Raw genomic sequence first — 24747 nt, forward strand, 5'->3', positions numbered from 1 at the left:
CAATTCTCCATTCTAAATTATTTCCCTGTGCTCCCGAATCCTCCGGCACCTCTGTCGGTATCGCTTAATTCTTCAACCTCTGTTATTTCCGCCTGTACCACAGGAGCTATTACGGCCTGAGCTATTCTTTCTCCCTCTTTTATCTCAAAAGCCTCATTTCCGTGATTGATTAAAAGCACTTTTATCTCTCCCCTGTAATCGCTGTCAATTGTGCCAGGAGTATTTAATACCGTAATACCGTGCTTATATGCCAGACCGCTTCTTGGTCTAATCTGCACCTCGTATCCAAACTCGATCTCAAAAGCCAGACCAGTGCCGATAAGTTTTCTCTCTCCGGGATTGATAATTACGTCTTCTATCGAATGCAGATCAAACCCCGCCGCTTCTTTAGTCTGATATGCGGGAATAACCGCATTTTTATTTAATTTTTTAATTTTAAGTTTCATTTAAAACCTTTATTAGCTAAAACAGATATTTTCAAAACAGATTTTATCTATTTCATATACTTTAACGCCGCCCGGAAGATTTACTTCGACCTCATCTCCCACTTCTTTTCCGATTAACGCTTTCGCCAAAGGAGAATGATAAGAAATCAGCCCTTTTTCAGGATTTGCTTCCGGAGCTCCCACTATAGTGTATTTTTCTTCTTCATCCGTATCAACGTCTACAAGATAAACGGTGCTCCCGAACGCCACCCTGTTATGGGCGTGCTCACTAGGATCCACTACAACTGCTCTGCTTAATATATCGCTGAGCTCCGCTATTCTTCTTTCAATATGAGACTGCTTTTCTTTCGCCGCGTGATATTCCGCGTTTTCTTTTAAATCCCCGAGTTCTCTTGCGCTGTCTATTTCTTTAGCCACTTCGGGTCTTGCTTTTGTTTTCAAATACTCAAGCTCTTTGCTTAATTTTTCATATCCGTATTTAGTCATCGGTTCTTTATGCATTATTATCCTTTATACCGTATATTTTTTAATAATTATAGCAAAAGAGGAGAGAAAAAATCAGGTTTTATAATGATTTAAAAGTTCATCAAGATCTTTGATCATTTTATTTAGAGATTCGATAGCGTTGATAATCTTATCAACGTTTGCAGCGTTATTTTGAGAGATATCCATTACAGCTTCCAGATTCTTAGCCACTTCTTCTATAGATTTCGCCGAAACTTCGAAATTATTAACCAAATCTTCCACTTTATGAGTAGATGAAATCATTTTATTCATACTTTTATCTATTTCGTCTTTTGCTTTAGAGGCGTCTTCAACAAGCTCTAATACGTTTTTGGCGCTTTCATCCATATTCTGACTCGCATCCATAACAGCCATTACGATGACGTTTATAGTAGCGTCTATTTCAGCCAGACTTTTTTGAGTTTTTTCAGCCAATTTTCTGACTTCATCCGCAACCACGGCAAACCCTCTTCCGTGTTCTCCCGCTCTTGCAGCCTCAATAGCCGCATTTAACGCCAAAAGATTTGTCTGATCCGCAATATCCCTTATTACGTTAAGAACGCTTTTAACATCCTGGGTGTTTTCATTTAAATGTTTAACTTTTTCGGCAAGTTCCGCTTCTTTATGAGATACGTCCACTATTTTTTGTGTTAGATAGTCTATTTCTTTATTCGCTTCTTCAAGTTCAAGCTGAGTCGTTCTGATATCTTCCAGCGTTTCTGTAGCCGCTTCTTTTGATTCGCTCATGGTATTGGAAACATTATCGACTTCTTTATTGACTCTTTGAATAAGACTGCTTTCCGTTTCGACTTTTTTACCTACGTCGTGAGCCGTTTTTGCAAGATGAGAAGAGGTGTCCGCATTTTTATGACTGATTGATTTGGCTTCTACTACCGTATTTTTAATATTCTCAAGAAGCATATTTACGGCCTCGGCAATTTCCGTTATTTCATCTTTTACATTTGTAGGTATTCTATAATTCAGATTCAGACCTACATTTAGAATATGCCCTTTTAAAAACTCAATACGCTTAATAATAGTTATAAAATTCCAGATAACGAATATCATACCTATAATTGCGAATATAACCATTATCGTTTCTATAATCGTTACGTCTCTTTCAATTTCATGTCTTTTTTTAATAAGTGAGTTTTTATATTTGGTGTAATAAGTTACTATATCATCCAGAAATTTTTCAATGTGTTCAAGGTCTTTAAACGTTCCGTTAATAATCTGGTCACTGATTTTGGCGTTGATATTGTCATCTACTTTTGTAAGTATATTTAAATATTTCATAGACATTTTCTGAAGCTTTTTATAAACGGGAACTATTTTTTCTTTATAAAAAGCCTCTCTTTGGGATTTTGGCAGTTTTTCAAGCTCTTCTGCGAGTTTATGAAGTTTTTCATGAGGTTCTTTCATTTCTTTATATAATTTTGCAGCTTCAGGCATATTTATTTTTTTAAAATACTCCTCACTGTATTTATTCAGATATTTGCCTATTTTACACTTACTGCTTGAAGATGTAACTTTTTCATTTGCACCCATGGCTACATTAGCCACGTCCAGCAGCCAAAGATATTTATGCATCAAAGCTTCATAAGTCTGTTCGTGTATATCTCTGTCCATTCTCACATATTTTGTATTATACGTTTTTACTAAATTATGCAAATGTTCATGATATTTTCTGATTTTTTCCAGCTCCTGCTGAAGATACGGAGGCAGGTCGCTTTTATATTTTTTGATGAATTTGCCTAACGCACAGTTGTTAAAATTACTTGTTAAGTTTGCCGGTTTGTTTTGCAGATACGCCTTTTCAAACTGAGCCACAAACCTGATATGCGCGGTTCTTACTTTTTCCGTTGCGATTATTTTATTCTCAACCTCCGTCACTTTGCTGCTGACTTCTTCTATCGCTCTTTGAGAATAAAAATTTACAAAAATCAGCCCCCCGATACTGATTATAAGCAAAATAATAGAAATAACACTGCGTTTTTTAATACTCATTTTTCACCTTTCCCCTTTGTAATTTAATGATCTTTTTTGAATTATAGCCAATAAAAATAATTTAGTTAAGTAAAAATTACTGTTTTATTAAAATATTTTTAACGTATTCCGCACTTCCATGCCTTAACACTTTTCTTAAAAGTTTTGATTTTTCCTGAAATTTCTCCAGACTGCTGTTTTTATATTCATTTATCAGATCTTCAATATCAAAATCCTGCAGATATTCACTGTGAAACTCTCCAAGGCCTTCGCGTTCAAAAATTATATTCGCCAGCCCTACGTAATTAAGCTTAACAAACGTTTTGGCAATAATATACTCTATTTCACGGGCTTTATACATAAGAACGAAAGGAGTGCCTATAATCGCCGCTTCAAGTGTAGCCGTTCCGCTGCATATATACGCAAAATCGCTTTTCAACAGAGCCTTATGCGCATCGTTAACAATCTCAAAACCGCTGACATCCCCGTAAATCTCATTTATATTATTTTTATAAATTTCAGGCACGGCCAAAAGTTTGCCGCCCGGCAGATGCTTGATAAGCTCTCTGAATACCGGCATTAAAGACTTTATTTCACTTTTTCTGCTGCCGGGTAAAAAAGCAATATTGCCGTATTTTTCACTGTCCCTGTATGATTTTATTTCATCAAGCAGAGGATTGCCCACATATATGCCGTCTTTCCATATTTCTCTTTCGAACGGAAAAATATACGCTTTAACGTCCACGTATCTGTTTACGTCTTTTATTCTGCCTTTTTTCCATGCCCAGACTTTAGGCAATATGTAATAAATAATCTCCTTATCGGGATGTTTTTGTTTTATTTTTTTGGCAAGTCTTAAATTAAAACTAGGCGCGTCAATCAAAAGCACCTTATCCGCTTCGCCGGCCATATCGCTTAATTTTTCTATAGTCTTTTTGGCAAGTCTGATTTTAGGAATTACATCCAAAAATCCCATCACGTTAAACTCGTTACCGTCTATTATAGGATTTCCAAGACTCTTATCGAAAACACCTTTTATTTCGAAACCATATCCATCTTTTTTCAAAGCATTGAGCACTTCTTTAAGATGTACATTTGCACTTGGCTCCAGAGCGCTTACAAGCAGCTTATTCAAATTCCACCTTTGACTGGTTAATTACTTTTTTTGATTTTCCGGCATCTCTTTTTTGAGCTTTTAATTTTTCATTTTTCACTTTTAACTTTGCACTTTTGCTTTCAATGACTTTTCCGTCTATTAAACAGCATCCGAAATTTGTCTGCATACACATCCTAAACCTCCCTTAATCTCTTTTCATCAGCATAAAGTATAAAACCTCTTACTTTTTTATCAGTCAGTTTCTCAGCCGCGGTTTTATATTTTTCAACCTGTGAAATATAACTGCTTTCGTCTTTAGGCCTTGCTGATTTGTAATCTATAATAACTACTTCCTCTTCGTTTTCAATCATCAGATCCATAATTCCCTCTTCGTTTCCAAACACAAAAGGAATTTCTTTGTATTTTCTGCCTTCGAATATTTCCAATTCTTTTTTACTCGTCTCATACAGGGCATATGCTTTTTCTACATCGGTATAAATTCCGTATTTGTTTAAGACCGCGTCGTAATCTTCCATTTCAAAAGCGTAATGCAGAGCAAGTCCGAAATATATGGCTCCAAAATCGTTCGGTTTGTATTCCGTTTCTTTTTTAACGTCCTGAAGACCGTGATGTCTGAGGGGCAGACTGAATCTGCTTTTTTCTTTTTTGGTTTCCGGCACAGTTTCCGTTTCGAATTTACCAATTTTTTGAGGACTCAGCGGACTTACAAAAGAAGATTTTTCTTTTTTTAATATAAAAAGGGAATTAACGGCTCTGGTGAAAGCTACATATTCGACGTTTTTTTTATCTCTGAATTCCAGACTTTTTTCTTTTTCCTTAATTTTTGCGTATTCATAATCAAGAATTTCCCTTCCGGCTATGTTGTATTTTATATCTTTTAAATCTATACCTTCATAATCAAACAGCAGATTGCTGCTTCTGTTATTGTCCCTGCCGATTTTTTCCATCACGATTACGTTTTCAAATTCCAGACCTTTGCTTTTATGCACCGTCATAACCGTAATACCGTCAAATTCGCTTAACGGAAGCTCTTCATCGTATTCGTCTATTCCGTATACGAAATCATACAGATCTTTGTATTTTAGTGAATGTTCAAGAAGTTTAAGGCTCGATTCGTCTATCAGATTATATTCAAACATCAGATCCCTGATCATTTCCGAAGGTTTTTTTACAGGAACGTAAAAAGGCTCGGACGTATAAGGTCTGCCTATGAGCGTTAAAAAATTAAGTTTGTATATTTCGGCCTTTTTGTTTTCAAGCGTATAAAAAGTGTATTTAAGTATATCTATCAGCGCTTTGGCAAACGGCTGGGAAGAAACTTTCGCCCTTGTGGCGGTGACCACTTCTTTATTAAATTTTTCCTTTATAAAATCGGCCACTTTTAGTATATCGTCGTTGGTGTATACCAAAACGGCAATATCCCTTTCCCTTACGCCGTTTTCAAATAAAAACTTCAAAGTGTCTTCAAGCCCTTCAAACAGATCTCCCTCTTTAACTTCTACATATCCGCCTTTTTTTTCCGCCTGCTGGTTTAAATTAAACAGTCTGTTTACAAATTCTACAATCACTTCTTTCGAACGGTAATTTTTAGGAAGTTCCACCTGCTGCATTCCGAAAGGTTTAAGCTGTTCGTAAACATAATCGAAAAGATCGCTGCTGCCTCCTCTGAATCTGTAAATAGCCTGCTTTGTGTCTCCAACATAAAAGAAACTTTTAAAATTCTTAACGCCCTCACCCGATTTAATCTCATCCACGAGAGGCTCGAATATTTTCCACTGCGTTATAGAAGTATCCTGAAATTCGTCAATCAAAATATGCTCTATCTTCGAATCAAGTCTGAAATACAAAAAATCGCGGTTAAGTTCGTCTTCAACCAAAAGTTCGTAAACCTTATGCTCAATATCTTTAAAATCAAGATAGTTTTCTTTTGATTTAACGCTGTTTTTTATTTCCAGATATTTTTTATACAGTGAAAAAAGAGAATTTAGAACATACCTTTCTTTTGAAATCAAAAGCTCTTTTATAAGTGAAACAAGCCTTTCAAATTCACCATCCATCCATTCTTCGTAGCATTTTTTAAAACCTCTGACTTTGGCAAGAGTCCCGTTTTCCAAAAAGCTCGGTATTGTTTTAACTTTGAGCATATCAAAAGGGTCTTTTTTAAAGAAATTGTTTATCTGTGTACATCCTTCGGTCGCCAGAATAAATTTCGATTTTATATCTTCAATCTCTTTTAAAAGATCTTTAATTCTCCATTCTCCATTCTCCATTCTCCATTCAGAAAGCTCTTTTTCTTTTTCATACAGCATTTCAAAAAGCTCGACTATGCTTTTTGATTTTTTATTTTCGATTTTGGCAAATTCTATAAGTGAATTAAATTCTTTATTATTCAGTTTTTCAATAAAAAGCTCAAAAATATTCTCCAAATTATCGCTTTTTATGTCAAAATCCGCATCCACTCCCGCGTAATAACCGAATTTTCTGATAATTTTCTGAATAAACGCGTCTATTGTAGTTATGTGTATATCGCTTGTAAGAAACTCTTTTAGAATAAAATCTTTTTTGTTTAAAATCTCTTTTTTGTCTATCCCTGACGTTTCGCTTAAAATTTCCAGCAAATCTTCATCGTTTTGTATAGAATTTAAAAATTTAATAACTCTCTCTTTCATTTCGTTCGCCGCTTTATTCGTAAACGTAACCGCCAGAATCGAGCTTGGGTTTACACCCCTGAAAAGAAGCGCAAGATACCTGAGAGCCAGCGAAAACGTCTTACCGCTTCCGGCTGACGCTTTAAGGGAGAGAAGTCTTTGCATAAAATGCCTTTTTTATATAATTTTACCTAAAAACCTTCAAATTAAAAACTCCAAATCATAAGTTAATTTTAAGTTTTTTGCGTTACTCTGTCAGTAAAAAGAAAGGGAGGGGAAAATTATGAGTGATATTTTAATTAAATTACAAAACAACATCGAAAAAAGCAATGTTAACGAACTTCAAAATATATTTTACGAAAATGCAAAAAAACTAATGAATGAATATGTTTTAGTAATCGAAGATAAAGAATTTGAACTAACGGAATTAGAATATTATTTTTATGATGAAAACAAACATCCTGACTGTTATGTTCACTTAAATGAAATGCAAAAAAAAACATGTGGAAAATTATACGTGCACAATAAAGGCAATTGGATAGGTGGAATAGATATTACATTTGGAAACGGCAAATATTATGGCGGTATTTTAATAAGAGGTATTAAATATAAGAATGAATTTATTTCAGGCCCTGCTAAAACTAGACAATTTTTTATTAAAACTTTTAAATTAAATGAAAAAATAAATTACAAACTATTACAAAAATTTTTTAATGATAAAAAAATATTGTTAAGGGAAAAAAAAGAACCAAAAAATAATTTTGATTGCTATGTTGATATAAGATTTAATAATGGTGTAATACATTACGAACAATTTCAAAAATTACTATATAGATTTATAAGAATAGATTATTTTTCAAATCCTACAGTATATAGAAAAATTCAATATAAAGAACAAATAAGAGCAATTTCTTATTTAATTTATGAAAAATATTTAGACAACTTTGATAAAGTTAATAAAAAAATAGAAACAATAAAACAAGACCAAAAATTACATAAAAATATTATAAACTTCAAAAAACACCTTACTTAATTCCCGCACCACCAAATCCTCAACAATGGTATTTTCAAGAACAAACTCCCTGTTTTTTTAGGACCGTTTCGAATTTTATATAAATCAGAAAGTCAGTTTTGTATTCCTGAGTTATTTTTATTTTTTATCAGTTTCATAAGTTTTATGTAAAAATTAACATTTTGCAACTCTTTTTCTGAAACCACAATATTATGATTCAAGCAATGTAATACTTCATTGATAAAAGTATGTAAATAGCTTTTATTTTGACTAAATTCAAATATCTCATTATCTAAATGATACAATGTCTGAGAATTTACATATAATCCGTCATCAAACAGTTCAAAAATATACAACTCTCTCCAAAAATATAATTTTTGTTGACAGTTATGTTTATAAACCATAAAACATTCATTATCTTTAACTTCAATAAAATCATCCATCCGTTTTTCCGATACAAAACTTCCTTCACATACACTATAACAATACCATTTGTCATTATAAAAAAACTGAAAATTCTCCAATGCCATTATATGCCCTTTTATCAAATCAATTTTATGAAAGTTTTTTATACCAAATCCTCAACGCTTATATTTTTGAGGATAAAATCCTTAATTTTTTCAAGCCCGGATTTAAGGGTTTCTTTTTGAATTTCAAGATGTTTCATTAAGGCTTTTCTTTTTGCATATGTACTTAAATCTATCTTTTTAAATTCAGCCAGACAATATTCATCTTTTGCTTTTAGATTTAATTGATCAATCAAAAGATTCATACCGCAAGGTTCTACAAATCCCACGTTATATTCATCCCGTACAAACGAATCGTAAGAGAGCGGTTTGGCAAATACGATTATGCTTTTATTCTCTTTACAAAGATGTGGAAGTAAAAGCAGATAATTTTTTACGGATTTATTCAAACTTTTTAAATCTTCATTAAGAAAATATCTCCATTTCATCTCAGGTGTCCCGAATGAAGAGTTTTGCAAAAACTCCTCACTAAAATCCAACGCAAGATAATGATTTGCTGTTTTATCCACTTTATCGATTACATCTTTTAATGATTCATATATTTTAAATACAAGTTTCGGATTTTCCGTATTTAAATTATCCGCAACCATATTTGTCAGACTTACAATATCACTAAGCATTTTTTCCCTTTATATTGAATTCAGCCATACTACATCATCACACATATAGTAAATATCCGAAAAATCAGCGAAACTCTCCACCCAACTCTTATCATCCAGATTTACAAAACCAAAACCTGTTTTTTCTATTTTTTCACAAAAATTTTTTTTGGCTTTTGATTCATCAAAATCAAGGATTATTTTGATTTTCAGTGATTTTTTATTAAAAACGAACATAATATTTGATTTAAGACACACAATTAATAAATCGTCAAACTCCGAATTTATAACTTTTTCGTGATTAACGGCTTTATTTAAAACCTCATCCATTTTTTTGTTCTGTATAAGAAAAAAGACGTTTTTTTGTTCTTTTATATATTCCAGCCATTCGTTATATTCATAAAAATGTTGAAATTTAACCGTTTTACCTTTAAAAGCAATTCTTTCATACCAGTTGTTTTTTATAAACTTAAAAATTTTCAATGCCGCTTTTTTGTATGAGTTGTTTCGCTTTTCATCTTTCCAAAACCTGTTTTCAAAAACCTTTTTTACCGTCAAATAAACCTGTTCTTCGGTTCTGTATTCATTATTTAACAGACTGTAAACAATATCTTTTACTTCACACTGATATTCATAAAAATCATAAGCACAGTTAAACGGATCGGTTTCATACAGTGTTTTATTTACAAAGACATACAGTGTCTTGTATTTTTCAGGATTTTTGACAATCAGTCCCGTTTCCCTTTCACTCTTAAAAAGCCCGTTTAAATCTTTATACATATCAATAAGTTTATAAATCTCTTCTTTTGTCAGAGAATATTTTTTCATTTTTCATCCATCAGATATTTTAATCCCATAGCACTGAAAAGCATTTTACTGCTGTTTGAGTTTTTGGGGCTTATTGCATATATTTCTACAAGCTGACTTTTTTGATTTTGAGACAAAATCGAACTGATGATTTCTTTCAAATCAATAGCCTCTTCACTTCCTCTTTTTATATAACAGTTTTCGTTTGAAAAAATATTTTTAATTTTTTCAATATTCACATTCGAAAAACGAACAAATAAAAAATCAGCAGTTTCTTCACTCTCCAAAACGGCTGTCATTTTATAGCATTCCACACCTTTTAATGGTTTTAACTTTTTAACGTATCCGCCAAAATCATCAGCCATTACTATGCAAAAATTTTCACCTCTGTTTATAATTTCTTTGATTAATTCAAAAGTTCTTACACTTATCATCCCAGTGGTTTTTTCTTCGATTATTTTATTATGTGTTTGATTAAACATATTCATCCTTTCAAAAGTGCCATTATGGCACTTTTATTTCATCCAGCTTATACAGTGTAAAGCTCCGCCGTCTTTGATTATATGAGGTATTTTTACCGGTTCGACTGTTTTGTCTTCAAAAATCGTTTCGATAAAATCGACAGTGTATTTATCCTCTTCCATTCCATATACAGGCATGAATATAATGTTGTCAATTTCTATAAAATTCAAATAAGCTCCCCATTCGTGTTTTCTTAAAAAACTTTCAGGATAAGTAATTTGAACAAAATCCAGATTATGTTTTTCGAGCGTTTTAAACAGTTTGTTTATATAACTTTCACTTTCAATTGAAATATCATTAACTAACAGCGTGTTATCATCTATAAACCTTAACATTCCGTCGGTATGCCCGTATATGTCATAAGGCTGTTTAGGAACGATTATAATTTCATCAACTTTTAAAAGTTCTTTCAGTTTTTCAATAAGTATGCTTTTGTCAATTTCAGGATTTTCCTTAAATATTTTATCCGTCATTAAAACTTTGTTTTTATGCTTCACAACATTTCCGCCGTCAATATTGATTTCACTGATTTTCGGATTTATATCAAGCTAATTATGAAGTGTAAACGGATCTGTTTTAAGATATTCATAATCTTTTAAATAGTCCGGCTCGTATCTAAACTGCACATACTCGTTTTCACTTACTTTAACAGGCATATAATCCCTGCACCAGATATCTTTTGTATTGTTAATAAATTCGTAAAATATACCGTGTTTTTCCAAAGCGTTTTTAATTGTTTCAAAATCCTCAGAAAACTTCTCTTCTATCAGACTTGAAAAATAAACTTTTTTCATCCTCTCTCCTTTTCTTTTTTGACAGTATCACACAAAATTTTTAATTTTTTCTTAAGCGGCTGATATATAAAAAACTATAAAATTTTTAATAAAAATATCTATTTGTTACAATTTCAAAAAGGCAGCATATGAAAGTGTTTGTGCGTTATTTTATAAAAGGCGTTTTTGCCATCTTACCGGTTGTTTTTACAATCTGGGTGGTTACTTACATTACCGGTATATTAATCCAGTTTATAAAAATTTTCTATTCAAAAATCAACAATCCTTTATACAGCATTATCCTTATAATCGCTACGGTTCTGCTTATCACATACATAGGATATATAATCACCAAAAAGCAAAAAAGCATAATTCTTTATATTACGGAAAATATTTTTTCAAAAGTCCCCGTTATCAAAAGCATATACAATTTTTTCAAAGAGCTTATTCATATGTTTACAAACGATAAAAATTACCTCGGAGTTGTTGAAGTTATGTTTGCAAACTACAAGACCTATGCGTTTTTGACAAAAGAGGAAAAAGAAAGATTCATTGCGTTCGTCCCAACCGCTCCAAACCCGACTTCGGGATATGTCATACTGCTTGACAAAGATAAAGAAGTTAAAGGTGAAATAATGACTCTGGGAGAATGGAAAAGAGTCGATACAGACGTAAAAGAGGCTCTTGGTAAAATAATTTCATTAGGTATAAAATAAGGAAGCGTTTTGGAATTGTGGTTAAAAAAAATATCGGAAAATTACGTTAATCTGCCGGAATTCAAAAGGCTTTACCACGGGCGGGGAGAAAATGAATATAAATTTCTCACAATAGACAGCATAGACAAAATTCTTTTTGTTCAGTTTTATGAGCGTTCGGATTTGGAAGAAAATATAACAGGCACCCTTAAAACCTTTATCCAAAACACCAGACATCATACAATAATCATAAAAAAACGCTATAACAACGAAACTTTTGCTGTTTTAGGCGAGATACCGGAAGAATATTTCGCAATTGAAAACGGTATAAAATTCAAACTCAATTTTTTTAATCAAAATATAGGCTATTTCGGAGATATGAAAAATTCACGCAAATTTATTGAAACAATCGCCAAAGATAATAAAATTCTCAATCTGTTTGCCTATACGTGCGGCTTTTCACTGTTTGCCAGAAGAGGAGGCGCCGAATACGTAGCAAACGTGGATATGAACAAATCGGTCCTTGCCACGGGCATGGCAAACCATCAGATAAACGGGCTTGATATTAAAAACATATCGTTTTGGCCGTATAACATCCTAAAAGCATTTCCGAAACTGAAAAGACAGGCACCTTACGACATAATCATAATAGACCCGCCCACACATCAAAAAGGAAGTTTCATAGCTTCTAAAGATTACATCAAAATCATAAAAAAACTGCCCGGACTTTCACATAAAAACACAACCCTCTTGGCATGTATCAATTCACCTAAGTTTTCAAAAGAGGAGCTTATCGAAATGATAGAATCCAACACCTCCTTTAAATTTCAAAACCGGATTAAAAACCCGGAAGAATACACAAATTCAACTCTAAAAAGCCTAGTGTTTAGTATTCAATAACTTCTATTACCTTATCTCCGTTTTCAAGAACCGTTTTGACCATTTCCTGAAATCTTTTTGGAAAAGATCTTTTATCTTCCTCGGTTGCATCAGGAGAAATAGCGCTTTTTAAAATCGCCATAGGATTTACTATTTTGCCGGGTCTGTAATTTACGCCTACGCTTCTTTTGGTATCAAGCCTGGTAAATTTTACGTCGCATTCAATATCGGCACCGTAAAACAGAAGATCACGTCTGTTAAATTTACCTGTAGGAACACCTCCGAATCCGTAATCCGTAGTAGCTCCCGTTATATTCGAAAGCACACATCCGACCACTCCGGCATTGTTTTGAGTGGGAGTTTTCTGTATTTCAACTTTTATTTCACCTCTTTTTGGATAGCCTTCCGGATACAGGGCTTTTAATCCGTATAAAGCCGTTAAATACGCACCTGCCACGGTTGCACAGCTGTGCCCGGCGGTTTTAACTACGTCTGCGTAAGAAAAATCTATTATTCCGTCATCATTTACACCTAAAAACTGAGCCAGTTCGTCATAGGTAATTATTTTTTCCACTTCATCAAAAAATTTTGGATATTTCATCTTTCTCTCCTTTTACTTACCGTTAAGTAAGTTTTTAATATAATAACATAATTAAAAGAAAAACTGGTATTTATTTGACATATGTTCATAAAAAGGTTATAATTTCAATCTAAAATTAATAAAAGGAATTAAATTGGATAGAACTCAAATCTATAAAGAAAAGAAAAAAATAGCTCTGTTTTCTGTTACGGTTAATGCCACCCTTGCTTTAATTAAAATTATAGGTGGTATGATATCTGGATCTGCTGCATTGACGGCCGACGGTATACATTCACTTTCAGACCTAGCGGCATCGTTCAGCGTATTGGCCGGAATTATAATTGCAAATAAAAAAGCAAAAGATTTTCCTATGGGACTTTACAAAGTGGAAAATCTTGTTGCGTTGATTTCGGCTTTTGCAATATTTTTCGCAGGTTATGAAATAGCCAGAGACGTGTTTTTCGGTGAACCTATGAAAATAACCAACCTGCCTGTAGCGGTTATAGCAATAGGTCTTACGGTTGTGATAACATTTTTGTATGCAAGATGGGAAAAGAAAAAAGCGATTGAACTTAATTCGCCTTCATTAATGGCGGATGCCGAACACGTAAAAAGTGACTTTTTTACCGCTCTTGTTGTTTTAGTAGGTGTTATAGGCCAGTATATGGGCTACCCGGTTATAGAAAAAATAGCGGTAGCGGTAGTCGTTTACTTTATTTTCCACAGCGGATGGGAAATTTTAGTTGATGCCATTAAAGTGCTTTTAGACGCATCAGTCGATCATGAAACGCTTGATGAAATCAGAAAAATACTTGAAAAAGAAGATATGATAGAGAAAATAAACGATATCAGGGGAAGAAACGCGGGAAGCTATAAATTTATCTATCTTGATATAGACGTAAAAACAGACTCAATTAAAGAAGCTCATGCATATGTGCATCAGCTGGAAGAAAAAATCAAACAGGCTATTCCTGAGGTGGAGAGAGTAATTACCCATTACGAATAATAAAAACTTATACCAAATTTGATTTTTCTCCCCCTTTTAACATATAATAGATAAAAAAGGGGGATTTATGAAAAAACTTCTGATATTAGGCACTTTAACACCGTTAATATTTGCTTCTCAGATTACTGTAGAAAAAGCCGTAAAAGACCAGTTTAATTCGGTAATAGCGCCTCAAATTATTAAAAATCTTAAAAATAATTCTTCTTATACCATAACTTTGCATTATGACCTTTCAAAAGGCACACAGTTGAAAATTACTGTTACAAAACCTGTAAAAAAAGGAGAATATTTAATTATACTTCATAAAAAAGGCGATTATAATATCGGATATAAATATTACACAAAATACATTTTTAAAACAAGCAAAATTAAAGTTACGGATTTTTTAAAAATGCTTAATATAAAAACAGCCGAAGATTTAGACAGATATTTTAAAAACAATGCTGAATTATTAATTAACTCATTAAACGAACTTGACCAAAAATATGCCGTTGAAGGACTTAAAAAAATAATTAAAAAAGGAAAATTAGACGATTTGAAAGCATTTTTAAAAGGTGTGCTTGCCGGAAAAGTTCCGGCCAGCTGTTCTTAACTACTGCATACTGCATGCACTAGGCGTGCCGTTTACGCCGTATACGGGCTGAATCATTTCATTTCCTGAAAGATCTTCAGCCAATACGTAATCAATAAACTCTATAACCTCTTTTGCCGCTTTTGCAAATCTTTTAGCGCTTTCGCTATCAGGCCTGTTTACAAGAATAGGTCTTCCGGCATCTCCGCCTTCTCTGATTTCAGGCTCAATCGGAATCTGAGCAAGCACTTTAGTGTCATATTCTTTTGCCAAAGTTGCGGCCGCGCCTTTTCCGAAAATATCATATTCGACACCGCAGTTAGGACATATAAACCCGCTCATATTTTCAATTACTCCCGCAATCGGAATATGCAGCTGTTTAAACATATCAAAACTTCTTTTTGCATCGTCCACCGCAACAGTCTGAGGAGTAGTAACAGCAACTCCCGCAGTCACAGGAACCTGCTGAGCCATAGTCATCTGCGCGTCACCCGTTCCCGGAGGCATATCTATAACCAATATATCAAGTTCGCCCCACTCTACATCTTCCATAAACTGCTGAAGCGCTTTTACAAGCATAGCGCCTCTCCACATAAGAGCTTTACCTTCAGGAAGCAAGTTTGCCATTGATATAAATTTAACACCGTAATTTTCAAAAGGTTTTACTTTATTACCTACAACTTCAGGTTTTCTGTCCTGCATTCCAAGCATTCTGGCTACATTAGGTCCATAAATATCACCGTCAAGGATACCTACTTTTTTACCTTCTTTTGCAAGTGCAAGAGCAAGGTTTACAGCAGTAGTAGTTTTACCCACTCCCCCTTTACCTGATGAAACCATTACGAAAGATTTTACTCCAGGCATTTTATTTACGCCTCTTGAGCTTGTTTCCCTTGGTTTTTTAGGTCTTATAATGTTTACACTTGCTTCAATGCCTTCGGCTTTTAATGTGTCGATTGTTGTATCGTTTAATTTTTGAGCGACCTCATCATCCGTTGAAGGGATTTGATATGTAATAATTGCCTGTTTGCCGTCTTCGCTGACTTCTACGTCTTTTAAAAAACCGAAATCCACCACAGATTTTTTAAATCCGGGATAAATTACGTTTTTGAGCATCTCTTTAATTTTTTCTTTCACTCTAACTCCTTAAGTTTTTTTGCTTTATAATACTTTTTTTTGTTTTTGTCAATAACCGATATCAATTATTTGCTTCAGCTTTCATTTTTGCTTCCGCTTCTTTTTTAAATTCATCCCAGTCAAAATTCTCCATAGCGTCCTGAGTTACCTTGTAACTGCAGAACTTCGGTCCGCACATAGAGCAGAATTCCGCTTCTTTAAAAACTTCCTGCGGAAGCGTTTCGTCATGGTATTCTTTTGCCCTTTCCGGGTCGAGTGCCAGTTCAAACTGTTTTTTCCAGTCAAATCTGTATCTTGCGTCGCTCATTTCATCGTCTTTATCTCTTGCACCAGGGATTTTCCTCGCGATATCCGCAGAATGGGCGGCAATTTTATATGCAAGCATACCTTCCCTTACGTCCTCTTCGTTCGGAAGTCCGAGGTGTTCTTTCGGTGTTACGTAGCAGAGCATACTAACTCCGTACCATGCGGCCATTGCAGCACCGATAGCACTTCCTATATGGTCATATCCCGCACCGATATCAAGTACAAGAGGACCCAATACGTAAAACGGCGCTTCATGACAGTATATCTGCTCTAACCTGACGTTTCTTTCTATTTCATTAATAGGAACGTGTCCAGGTCCTTCTATCATTACCTGAACGTCTTTATCCCAGGCTTTTAGAGTCAACTCTCCTAATGTTTTAAGCTCTTCAAGCTGCGCTTTGTCGCTTGCGTCATACAAACATCCAGGTCTAAGGCTGTCACCTAGTGAAAGCGATACGTCATATTCCCTGCATATATCCAAAATATCATCAAATATAGTATAAAAAGGATTTTCTTTATGGTGTTTAAGCATCCAGCTTGCCGTAAGACTTCCTCCGCGGCTCACTATTCCCATTTTTCTTTTTGCGATTTCAGGCATATGTCTTAATAAAAGCCCAGCATGGATTGTAAAATAGCTGACGCCCTGTTTAGCCTGTTTTTCAAGAACTCTTAAAATATCGTCGTATGTAAGTTCAAGAACATCTCCTATTTCATCAATTATCTGATACATAGGAACGGTTCCGATAGGAACCGGACTTGCCGCAATAATAGCCTCTCTTATTTCATCCATGTTTTTGGCTCCGGCACTCAGATCCATTACCGTATCGGCTCCGTATTTTACGGAAGTTTCAAGTTTTCTGACTTCTTCTTCGATATCACTCGCAAGAGCGCTTGCTCCTATGTTTGAGTTTACTTTTGTTCTGCTGACCCTTCCGATTGCCATCGGCTTTAAATGTTTATGATTTATATTTGCGGGAATTATCAGCCTTCCTCTGGCAACCTCGCTTCTGACAAGCTCTGGATCCAGGTTTTCTTCTTTTGCGACATATTCCATCTCTTCAGTAATAATGCCTTTTTTGGCATAATACATCTGAGTTCTGGTCGTATCTTTCATTCTTTTTTTAATCCATTCAGTCCTCATCTATGTCCTTTAAGATATATTTGCTCGGAATTTACCTAAAAAAGCTTAAAATTAGCTTAATTATTTAATAATTAACGTAAGTTTATCACCGTTATCCATTTCAAAATCAAATTCGTCTCCGCTGTTCCCTTCAACTTTAACCCAAAAAGTTATATGCGTATCAATTATTAAGTAAGATTACAAACACTTCTTCATTATTCACCTTACAAAGATTTTACAAATTGTAACATTTTTATGTATAATTTTGTAACACTTTTACCAAAGGAAACAGTTTGGATGTTACATTGATAGTTTTAAGCGCCGGAAATTCAACAAGATTTAATTATCCGGTAAAAAAACAGTGGCTGAGAATAAAAGACAAACCTTTATGGCTGTATGTCGCAGACAGGCTAAACGGCTTCTACAGTTTTAAAAACACGATAATAACCGCAAACAAAAACGATGTAAGACTTTACGAAAAACTTTGTGATTACACTATTATCGAAGGAGCGGGAGAAAGACAGTATTCCCTCAAAAACGCTCTTGCAAAAGTCTCTACGGAATATGTAATGGTTACGGATGTTGCCAGAGCCTGCATTCCTAAAAAAATAATTGAAAACCTGATACAAAATCCTGCAGACTGTACCGTTCCTTATCTAAAACCCGTAGATACAGTTGTTTACGCAGACTCAACAATAAACAGAGACGAAGTTAAACTGATACAGACTCCTCAGCTAAGCCGTACAGAAATTTTAAAAAAAGCCCTTAACACAGACAGACTTTTTACGGATGAAAGAGCGGCCGTTGAAGCTTTAGGCGGCAAAATAAAATATATCGAAGGCAGCGAAGAAAGCCGGAAAATAACGTATTTTAGGGATTTAAACCTGCCTTGTCTTAAATCTCCTTCACAAAACATATTACTCGGAAACGGTTACGACACACATTCATTTACGAAAAACAAAAAAATGATATTAGGCGGTATTGAAATCGAAGCGGATTACGGATTAAAAGCTCACAGCGACGGCGACGTCGTAATACATTCCCTAATCGATGCTCTTCTAGGAGCTGCCGGATTCGGGGATATAGGAGAGTTCTTCCCTGACACGGACGAAAAATACAAAGGAATATCAAGTATCAAACTTCTAGAGCATACTATCGACACTCTAACATACACCGGATATGAAATTATAAATGCCGACATTACAGTTATAGCCGAAAAACCCAAACTTAAAAATTACAAAACGGCCATACAGAGAAATTTAAGCCGTATATTAAACTCGCAGGTAAACGTTAAAGCCACAACAAACGAAAAAATGGGATTTGTGGGGAGGGGCGAAGGAATAGCCGTAATATCTACAGCAACATTAAAATATAAGGATTGGCATGAAGATTATAATAGTTGAAAACGAATTATATCTCGCACAGAGCATTCAAAACAATTTAAGTGAAAAACTGAATGCTAAATGTGAAATATTCGCTTCTTACGACGAAGCGATTGAAACGGACGGAGACGTATATATAGTTAATACAAATTTAAAAGGCAATATAGAAAAACTGATTGACGCAAAAAAAGAAACCATTATTATTCTTTTAGCTCCTTACGTAACTTATACTAGCGTTACTCAGCCTATCCAGATGGGTGCTGACGATTATCTACAAAAGCCTTTTTCCATAGAAGAGTTGATAAGAAAAATCGTTCATTTAAAAGAATATTATTCTTTAAAAAAACGCACTATGAAGATGGAAAATTTCATAGAGCACATTCTTGAAGATATCGAACTGGACGATACATACGATTTAAAATTTCCTCTTTTTATAAAAACAAATTATCCGAAAGCCGTTGATAAAATAATATTTGACTACGCTAAAGAAAACATGTGTGACATAAAGCTTATTGACATTCAAAACTTAAACGTCAAAGAATTAAAAAATAAAGACACCATTTACTATGCTAAAAAATTTTATGACAATCCGGAAATTATCAATACTCTCTCAAAATACAACTCCGTAATAGTAGTGCCTAAAGATTTTGAAAACAGCTATCCTCATTTTAATATGCTTGAAATAGAAATTTCCAAAAAAAGTTTCTTAAATGACGAAATACTCTCAATAGAAGACTACATAAAATTCATAATATTAAACCATCAGCACAAACTGCCTGATACTGAACTTAGCAAAAGACTTGGAATCAGCAGAAAAAGTTTATGGGAAAAAAGGAAAAAATATGGCATCTTTAAACAAAAATAGAATATTCATAGACAAAGAAGCATATATAACCCTGGCTATGGTTCAGGCCGGGCTGTTAAACCCTATAGACAAACTAATGAACCAGGAAGAGGCAAAAATAGCAGACACCCAAAAAAGATATAAAAACCAGGCTGTGCCGTTTTCATTTATATTGGCTCCTTCAGGCAGAAAAAATGAAGAAATACTAAAAACAAATCCCAAAAAAATAGAACTTTACTGTGAAAAACACAAAATCGGCGAAGTAGAAGTAGAAGAAATTTATAAAATAGACCCCCTAAAAAGAGTAGAAACGATATACGGAACAAAAGACGCAAAAAATTATCCTCAGGTTGCAAAAACATTAAAAAGACTTGGAAAGTATGCAATAGCCGGTGAATTTTGGGTTGAAGACACAGGTATTAAGAAAAAAATAGATTTTATAAAAGAAAAAGTGAAAAATCTCGATAACGTAGTCGGAATGACCATGCACGCCAAACCGATTCACAGGGTGCATGAAAAAATCATGAGAAGCGCTATTGAAAAAAACGACCTTTTAATCGTTTTTCTTATAAAAAACATGCAAAACGAAGAAGTGCCTTACGAACTCAGATATGAAGCTCTTTCCCATGTAGTGGACAACTATTTTCCAAAAGACAAAATAATAATTGTGCCGCTTTTAAACACATATATTTTCTCAGGCGTAAACGAAGCGATATTGGATGCAATGATCGCTAAAAACTTCGGTTGCAACAAATTCATTATGGGACAGACGCATAAAGGCTTAGGAATTCATTATGAAGCCAATCATTTAAAAAGCATATTCGACTCTATGGATTTAGATATCGAAATTGAAACAATCAACGAATATGTATACTGTGACCAGTGCAAAACCATTGTAAGCGTAAATTCATGTCCTCACGGGAGCCATCATCATATAAGTTATCACAGTGATTCTATATTTGAACTGTTAAAAACAGGCCTTATGCCTCCTACCATTTTAATGAGAAAAGAGATAAGCGCTAAATTTCTGGCAAAAATGTATCCTGACAGATTTGCCAATCTTCAAAAACTTTATTACGACATATCGCCTAATAAAGGCCTGATAGAAAAAAACAAAGAAGAAGACTTTTATATTTCTCTTATGAAACTGTATCAGACAAGTTCGCTTACGTAGTTGGATTGATAGTTGATGATTAATAGTTAATGGTTGATGGTTGATAGTTAAGGTTTAGAGAAAAAAATAAAAAACGGAGTATTGAAAATGGAAAATTACAGTAAATTCAACTGGTTTTTATTAACCGGATTTTTCAGCGGGCTATTACCAAAAGCACCTGGAACATGGGGCAGTATAGTTGCAGCTGTTCTGGCTTACGTAATAATAGTTTATTTTCCGAATCCCGTTTTAACGATATGGCTTTTGGCCGTATTTTTTTCCGTAGTCGGAATAAAACTTGTAAACGATTACGAAAGCAAAGGCGGTATTCACGACGACAAAAGAATAGTAATAGACGAATTTGCGGGTATGTTTATAGCGGTAGGTCTGTTTGGCAATTTAAAAGAAGATACTTTAATTAAAGTTTTACTGGCTTTTCTGGCTTTCAGACTTTTAGACATTTGGAAACCTTCGATAATAGGAAAAATAGATAAAAAAGCTCCTGGAGGAATAGGCGTTATGGGAGACGACATCCTGGCTGGAATATTCGGAGGCGTACTGGCAGGCATAGTTTATATGGGATATTTGAAATTAATTTAAACTTTTTGATGTATAATAAATAAAAAGGCCGAAAAATGAAAGCTTTCAATACGCTAAGCGCAGCAATGCTCGGAATAGGTTCAATGGTGGGGGCCGGAATATTCATTGTTATAGGACAGGCTGGGAGTATAGCCGGAAATATAGTCTGGCTCTCTTTCGTGCTCGGTGGAATTGCAGCCCTTCTTAGCGGGTATTCTCTTGCCAAACTTGCTTTAAGATATCCCAGCCGGGGAGGTATAATAGAATATCTTATACAGGAATACAAAGAAAGCTTTTTTTCCGGCGGATTAAGCATTATGTTTTATCTCGCACAGCTTATAGCCATTGCGGCTGTTGCCAAAAGCTTCGGAGAATACGGAGCAAGACTGTTCGGATTTTCTTCGCTGTTTGTCATAAATACGTTTGCACTTTCAATTGTGTTGATATTTATGTTTATTAATCTGATAGGAGCCAGTCTGGTGGCAAAATCTGAAAATCTGATTGTATCAATCAAACTTACCGTTTTAGTTCTTTTTACGATTGCCGCGCTTTTTACTATTAAACCAGAATATTTGAGTTTAAAAGATATGCCGCCTATTTCAAATATGTTCTTTGCAATAGGGCTTACATTTTTTGCATATCAGGGTTTCAGCGTTATTACAAATACGGTGGAAGACATGGAAAACCCTAAAAAAACAATGTTAAAAGCCATGATTTTGGCTATCGCAGTAGTTATGGTTTTATATGTGGCCACAAGCATAGCCGTTCTTGGAAACCTTCCTTTAAGTGAAGTTATTAAGGCAAAAGATTACGCTCTGGCAAAAGCTGCAGAGCCTATTTTTGGTTCAGTAGGATTTAAAATTATGGCTGTTACAGCCCTTATCGCCACTGCAAGCGCTATTAACGCCACCCTTTACTCGGTAACTGAAATCAGCTATACGCTTGCAAAAAAAGGTGACTTGCCTAAAATATATGAATATAATGTTTTTAATTCCACTGAAGGTCTTATTATAAGTACCGCTATTGTAGTGCCTTTAATTCTGTTTTTCAATCTTTCTCAAATAACCACCATAGCCGCGCTTAGCGTTCTAATTATCCAGGGGCTTGTTCATTTGGGGCATCTTTTTATAATAAAAAAGACTCAGGCAAACAAAATACTCGTTTTACTGGCGTGCCTGTCAATGTTCGGAATTGCAGTTACTACTATTATTTACAACTGTAAACAGGATATCAGAATCGTATATTATATGATAGCAGCGTTTATTATAAGCTTTATATTAGAACTTCTGCTAAGATTGTTCACAAAAAGAACTATTAAAAAACAAATTAAAAGTATTACTGAAGAATTAGGGAAAAAAAGAAATTAAGGAGTGGCTATAATGCCCATTGGGCATTGTTTAACACCTTTCATTTCGTCAGCATTGTCTATAAGCTGATAAAAATCCCCCGTTACAGGATTACCTTTTAAATTAATTCTGATTTCCGTAACATAACCTTTTTTACAAACCATCTGGAATTTTCTTACATTTCCTTTTCCGAATATCTGACCGAACGTCCATCTCATTCTTTTAAGACTTACAGTCTGACCCATATGCATTCTAAAAAACTGTAAAAGAAGAGTTTCGTTAAACTGCTGTGTAAATTTTATTGCTGTAATAAAATAAGTTTCGGCATCCGTACCGAAACATGTACCGTGTTTTTTCCACTCATGTTTTGCCAGGCCGTATTTTGCTCCAGGCATATATTTTTCAAGAATTTTCATAAACCTTTTAGAAAGTTTCATCGGTTTATAAGAACAGTATTCTTTATTTTTAGGCCATAACCCGTGCAGAGTAAAATGAGTAAGAGAATAATCACCCGGTTTTCTGTTAATACATACCGGTTTGTTCGGATAAGCTTTACAATATCCGTTCAGCCAGCTTACAGCAAGAATATTTTCATTTGATACCGCAAGAAGCATTAAAGGAAACATTAACGCCAACAAGATCTTTTTCATAACACACCTTTTATTAGATTTATTTTTTCAATATCGTCTCTTACGGTATATTCGATACCTTCAATACCGAATTCCCTGTTTTCGACGAATATTGAGTTTTGTTTGAGAATATACTCGATTTCTCTCGTTTTTTCATAATCAACACTAAAAGAATACTCAAAAATATCTTTATATTCAAGTAATTGTGCATTTTTTACAGCTAAATTCGCTGCATCACTGTATGCTTTTACAAGCCCTCCCACACCTAAAAGAATACCTCCGAAATATCTGACGGTTATAATACCCACATTTATCAGATCATTTCCCTGCAATACTTTAAGAGTCGGCCGTCCGCTGCTGCCTCTCGGCTCGCCGTCGTCGGAAGAACCTTCTACTATCTGATTGTATTCGTTAAGATATCTGAATGCGGTAACGTGGTGGTTTGCTTTAGGATGAAGTTTTTTAAGTTCTTCCAGTTTTTCTTCAAAAGAGGAAAAAGGAACAAGAAAAGAGTGAAATTTTGATTTTTTAACTTCCAGTGTAGCCGCTGAAAGAGCTTTAACGGTTTTCATTAATCAAAAAGTTTATTAATACTTTCGTTATACATAATTCTTCTGATAACTTCTGCAAAAAGCTTTGCAGTTGAAAGCACTTTTATTTTTTTACAGTTGCCTTTAAAAGGAATAGTATCGCTTATAACAAGCTCGTCAAGTACCGAATCTTTAATTCTGTCAATTGCCGGTCCGCTTAAAACACCGTGCGTAGCGTATGCCATTACAGAATTGGCTCCTTTAGCTTTAAGCGCCGCGGCAGCTTTAACCATAGTACCTGCAGTATCAACCATATCATCGATTAAAATAACGTCTTTGCCTTTAACATCGCCTATTATATTCATAACTTCGCTTACATTTGCTTTTTCTCTTCTTTTATCAACGATTACCATATCAAGCCCGAGTTTGCTGGCAAAATATCTGGCTCTTGCAACCCCTCCGATATCAGGACTTGCAATAATAGGATTTTTAAGATTTAATTCTTTAAAATAATCAAAAAATAGAATGCTTCCGTAAAGATTGTCAACAGGAATATCAAAAAATCCCTGAATCTGTCCCGCATGCAGGTCGATTGTCACAACCCTGTCGATTCCGGCTTTTTCCATCATGTTCGCTACAAGTTTTGCAGTAATCGGAACTCTCGGAGCCGCTTTTCTGTCCTGTCTTGCGTATCCGAAATAAGGCACGATTGCAGTAATGCTTTTCGCACTCGCTCTTCTCATTGCGTCCGTAATAATTAAAAGCTCCATTAAATTATCGTTTGCCGGTGCACAGGTAGGCTGAATAATAAAACAGTCAATTCCCCTGATACTTTCGCCTATCTGTACGTTAATCTCACCGTCGCTGAATCTGTTAACAGTAATTTTACTTAAAGGTCTGTCAAGATACTCCGCAATATCCGCCGCCACTTTAGGGTTCGCCGTACCGCTGAATAGTTTAAATTTCATTTTTCACGCTCCTTTGTTTTGTTAATGAAATAGTAACAAATTTACCTTAATTTTACATTGCCAACTTTTGGTTTTTCTCTT

The 24747-nt window shown here is 34.4% G+C and carries 28 protein-coding genes; 10 read left to right on the plus strand and 18 right to left on the minus strand.

Features of this window, described 5'->3' with window-relative positions:
• Positions 1 to 17: 17 nt before the first annotated feature.
• From dut to ACZ5EP_RS05910, 6 genes are all read right to left on the minus strand, one after another.
• Positions 18 to 446: a dUTP diphosphatase gene (gene dut / locus ACZ5EP_RS05885; RefSeq protein ID WP_127679458.1), complete on the minus strand. Its 429-nt coding sequence runs from the start codon at positions 444 to 446 to the stop codon at positions 18 to 20.
• Positions 447 to 458: 12 nt separating this feature from the next.
• Complete coding sequence (greA, locus tag ACZ5EP_RS05890) at positions 459 to 947, minus strand: transcription elongation factor GreA (RefSeq protein ID WP_464508365.1); 489 nt, start codon at positions 945 to 947, stop codon at positions 459 to 461.
• A gap of 57 nt (positions 948 to 1004) precedes the next feature.
• On the minus strand, positions 1005 to 2957 hold the full coding sequence (locus ACZ5EP_RS05895; protein WP_464508366.1) for a methyl-accepting chemotaxis protein: 1953 nt from the start codon (positions 2955 to 2957) through the stop codon (positions 1005 to 1007).
• A gap of 76 nt (positions 2958 to 3033) precedes the next feature.
• A complete protein-coding gene (gene lpxB / locus ACZ5EP_RS05900) occupies positions 3034 to 4071 on the minus strand; it encodes a lipid-A-disaccharide synthase (RefSeq protein ID WP_464508367.1) in 1038 nt (345 codons plus the stop codon).
• A complete protein-coding gene (locus ACZ5EP_RS05905; protein ID WP_464508368.1) occupies positions 4064 to 4219 on the minus strand; it encodes a lipid-A-disaccharide synthase in 156 nt (51 codons plus the stop codon). The genes lpxB and ACZ5EP_RS05905 overlap by 8 nt, the downstream gene beginning before the upstream one ends.
• A 7-nt stretch (positions 4220 to 4226) precedes the next feature.
• A complete protein-coding gene (locus tag ACZ5EP_RS05910) occupies positions 4227 to 6866 on the minus strand; it encodes a RecB-like helicase (protein ID WP_464508369.1) in 2640 nt (879 codons plus the stop codon).
• A gap of 118 nt (positions 6867 to 6984) precedes the next feature.
• Between ACZ5EP_RS05910 and ACZ5EP_RS05915 the strand changes: the two genes are divergently transcribed.
• Positions 6985 to 7734 (plus strand): hypothetical protein, encoded by a 750-nt coding sequence (locus tag ACZ5EP_RS05915; protein ID WP_464508370.1) that lies wholly within the window; start codon positions 6985 to 6987, stop codon positions 7732 to 7734.
• Between the two features lie 92 nt (positions 7735 to 7826).
• Here the strand turns inward: ACZ5EP_RS05915 and ACZ5EP_RS05920 are convergent, their stop codons facing one another.
• From ACZ5EP_RS05920 to ACZ5EP_RS05945, 6 genes are all read right to left on the minus strand, one after another.
• A complete protein-coding gene (locus ACZ5EP_RS05920; RefSeq protein ID WP_464508371.1) occupies positions 7827 to 8243 on the minus strand; it encodes a hypothetical protein in 417 nt (138 codons plus the stop codon).
• A 38-nt stretch (positions 8244 to 8281) separates the two neighbouring features.
• Entirely contained in the window at positions 8282 to 8860 is a 579-nt protein-coding gene (locus tag ACZ5EP_RS05925) for a hypothetical protein (RefSeq protein ID WP_464508372.1), read from the minus strand.
• Between the two features lie 9 nt (positions 8861 to 8869).
• Positions 8870 to 9667, minus strand: coding sequence for a hypothetical protein (locus ACZ5EP_RS05930; RefSeq protein WP_464508373.1), 798 nt, complete (start codon positions 9665 to 9667; stop codon positions 8870 to 8872).
• Entirely contained in the window at positions 9664 to 10128 is a 465-nt protein-coding gene (locus ACZ5EP_RS05935) for a hypothetical protein (protein ID WP_464508374.1), read from the minus strand. Before ACZ5EP_RS05935 ends, ACZ5EP_RS05930 begins: the two co-directional genes overlap by 4 nt.
• Before the next feature lie 33 nt (positions 10129 to 10161).
• A complete protein-coding gene (locus tag ACZ5EP_RS05940) occupies positions 10162 to 10641 on the minus strand; it encodes an agmatine deiminase family protein (protein WP_464508375.1) in 480 nt (159 codons plus the stop codon).
• 75 nt (positions 10642 to 10716) lie between these two features.
• Positions 10717 to 10962: a hypothetical protein gene (locus ACZ5EP_RS05945; RefSeq protein ID WP_464508376.1), complete on the minus strand. Its 246-nt coding sequence runs from the start codon at positions 10960 to 10962 to the stop codon at positions 10717 to 10719.
• 128 nt (positions 10963 to 11090) lie between these two features.
• Here ACZ5EP_RS05945 and ACZ5EP_RS05950 point away from each other — a divergent pair, with 128 nt between their 5' ends.
• Both ACZ5EP_RS05950 and ACZ5EP_RS05955 read left to right on the plus strand, forming a co-directional pair.
• Positions 11091 to 11657: a DUF502 domain-containing protein gene (locus ACZ5EP_RS05950; protein ID WP_464508377.1), complete on the plus strand. Its 567-nt coding sequence runs from the start codon at positions 11091 to 11093 to the stop codon at positions 11655 to 11657.
• A 9-nt stretch (positions 11658 to 11666) separates the two neighbouring features.
• Positions 11667 to 12536 (plus strand): class I SAM-dependent methyltransferase, encoded by an 870-nt coding sequence (locus ACZ5EP_RS05955; RefSeq protein WP_464508378.1) that lies wholly within the window; start codon positions 11667 to 11669, stop codon positions 12534 to 12536.
• Here the strand turns inward: ACZ5EP_RS05955 and ACZ5EP_RS05960 are convergent.
• A complete protein-coding gene (locus ACZ5EP_RS05960) occupies positions 12523 to 13116 on the minus strand; it encodes a hypothetical protein (protein WP_464508379.1) in 594 nt (197 codons plus the stop codon). The two genes, ACZ5EP_RS05955 and ACZ5EP_RS05960, sit on opposite strands and share 14 nt — an antisense overlap.
• Before the next feature lie 133 nt (positions 13117 to 13249).
• Between ACZ5EP_RS05960 and ACZ5EP_RS05965 the strand changes: the two genes are divergently transcribed.
• Entirely contained in the window at positions 13250 to 14101 is an 852-nt protein-coding gene (locus tag ACZ5EP_RS05965; RefSeq protein WP_464508380.1) for a cation diffusion facilitator family transporter, read from the plus strand.
• A 67-nt stretch (positions 14102 to 14168) separates the two neighbouring features.
• On the plus strand, positions 14169 to 14693 hold the full coding sequence (locus ACZ5EP_RS05970; RefSeq protein ID WP_464508381.1) for a hypothetical protein: 525 nt from the start codon (positions 14169 to 14171) through the stop codon (positions 14691 to 14693).
• Here the strand turns inward: ACZ5EP_RS05970 and ACZ5EP_RS05975 are convergent, their stop codons facing one another.
• Positions 14694 to 15809 (minus strand): Mrp/NBP35 family ATP-binding protein, encoded by a 1116-nt coding sequence (locus ACZ5EP_RS05975; protein WP_127679448.1) that lies wholly within the window; start codon positions 15807 to 15809, stop codon positions 14694 to 14696. It lies immediately after the preceding gene.
• 61 nt (positions 15810 to 15870) lie between these two features.
• On the minus strand, positions 15871 to 17256 hold the full coding sequence (gene thiC, locus ACZ5EP_RS05980) for a phosphomethylpyrimidine synthase ThiC (protein WP_464508382.1): 1386 nt from the start codon (positions 17254 to 17256) through the stop codon (positions 15871 to 15873).
• A 272-nt stretch (positions 17257 to 17528) separates the two neighbouring features.
• On the opposite strand from thiC, the gene ACZ5EP_RS05985 reads away from it, so the two are divergent.
• From ACZ5EP_RS05985 to ACZ5EP_RS06005, 5 genes are all read left to right on the plus strand, one after another.
• The gene (locus ACZ5EP_RS05985; protein ID WP_464508383.1) at positions 17529 to 18638 is read left to right on the plus strand and encodes a bifunctional 2-C-methyl-D-erythritol 4-phosphate cytidylyltransferase/2-C-methyl-D-erythritol 2,4-cyclodiphosphate synthase; all 1110 of its coding nucleotides are present in this window, start codon (positions 17529 to 17531) and stop codon (positions 18636 to 18638) included.
• A complete protein-coding gene (locus tag ACZ5EP_RS05990) occupies positions 18619 to 19482 on the plus strand; it encodes a response regulator (RefSeq protein WP_464508384.1) in 864 nt (287 codons plus the stop codon). Before ACZ5EP_RS05985 ends, ACZ5EP_RS05990 begins: the two co-directional genes overlap by 20 nt.
• Complete coding sequence (locus ACZ5EP_RS05995; protein ID WP_127679443.1) at positions 19460 to 20635, plus strand: sulfate adenylyltransferase; 1176 nt, start codon at positions 19460 to 19462, stop codon at positions 20633 to 20635. Before ACZ5EP_RS05990 ends, ACZ5EP_RS05995 begins: the two co-directional genes overlap by 23 nt.
• A gap of 87 nt (positions 20636 to 20722) precedes the next feature.
• Entirely contained in the window at positions 20723 to 21214 is a 492-nt protein-coding gene (locus tag ACZ5EP_RS06000) for a phosphatidylglycerophosphatase A family protein (RefSeq protein WP_127679442.1), read from the plus strand.
• Between the two features lie 35 nt (positions 21215 to 21249).
• Positions 21250 to 22560, plus strand: coding sequence for an APC family permease (locus ACZ5EP_RS06005; RefSeq protein ID WP_464508385.1), 1311 nt, complete (start codon positions 21250 to 21252; stop codon positions 22558 to 22560).
• Here the strand turns inward: ACZ5EP_RS06005 and ACZ5EP_RS06010 are convergent.
• The 3 genes from ACZ5EP_RS06010 to ACZ5EP_RS06020 are packed head-to-tail and all read right to left on the minus strand — an operon-like array spanning position 22557 to position 24666.
• The gene (locus ACZ5EP_RS06010) at positions 22557 to 23189 is read right to left on the minus strand and encodes a ribonuclease T2 family protein (RefSeq protein ID WP_127679440.1); all 633 of its coding nucleotides are present in this window, start codon (positions 23187 to 23189) and stop codon (positions 22557 to 22559) included. The genes ACZ5EP_RS06005 and ACZ5EP_RS06010 overlap by 4 nt on opposite strands.
• On the minus strand, positions 23186 to 23740 hold the full coding sequence (locus ACZ5EP_RS06015; RefSeq protein WP_464508386.1) for a YigZ family protein: 555 nt from the start codon (positions 23738 to 23740) through the stop codon (positions 23186 to 23188). The genes ACZ5EP_RS06010 and ACZ5EP_RS06015 overlap by 4 nt, the downstream gene beginning before the upstream one ends.
• On the minus strand, positions 23740 to 24666 hold the full coding sequence (locus ACZ5EP_RS06020; RefSeq protein ID WP_127679438.1) for a ribose-phosphate pyrophosphokinase: 927 nt from the start codon (positions 24664 to 24666) through the stop codon (positions 23740 to 23742). Before ACZ5EP_RS06020 ends, ACZ5EP_RS06015 begins: the two co-directional genes overlap by 1 nt.
• Positions 24667 to 24747 lie beyond the last annotated feature (81 nt).

The sequence above is a fragment of the Nautilia abyssi genome, from assembly GCF_055388085.1.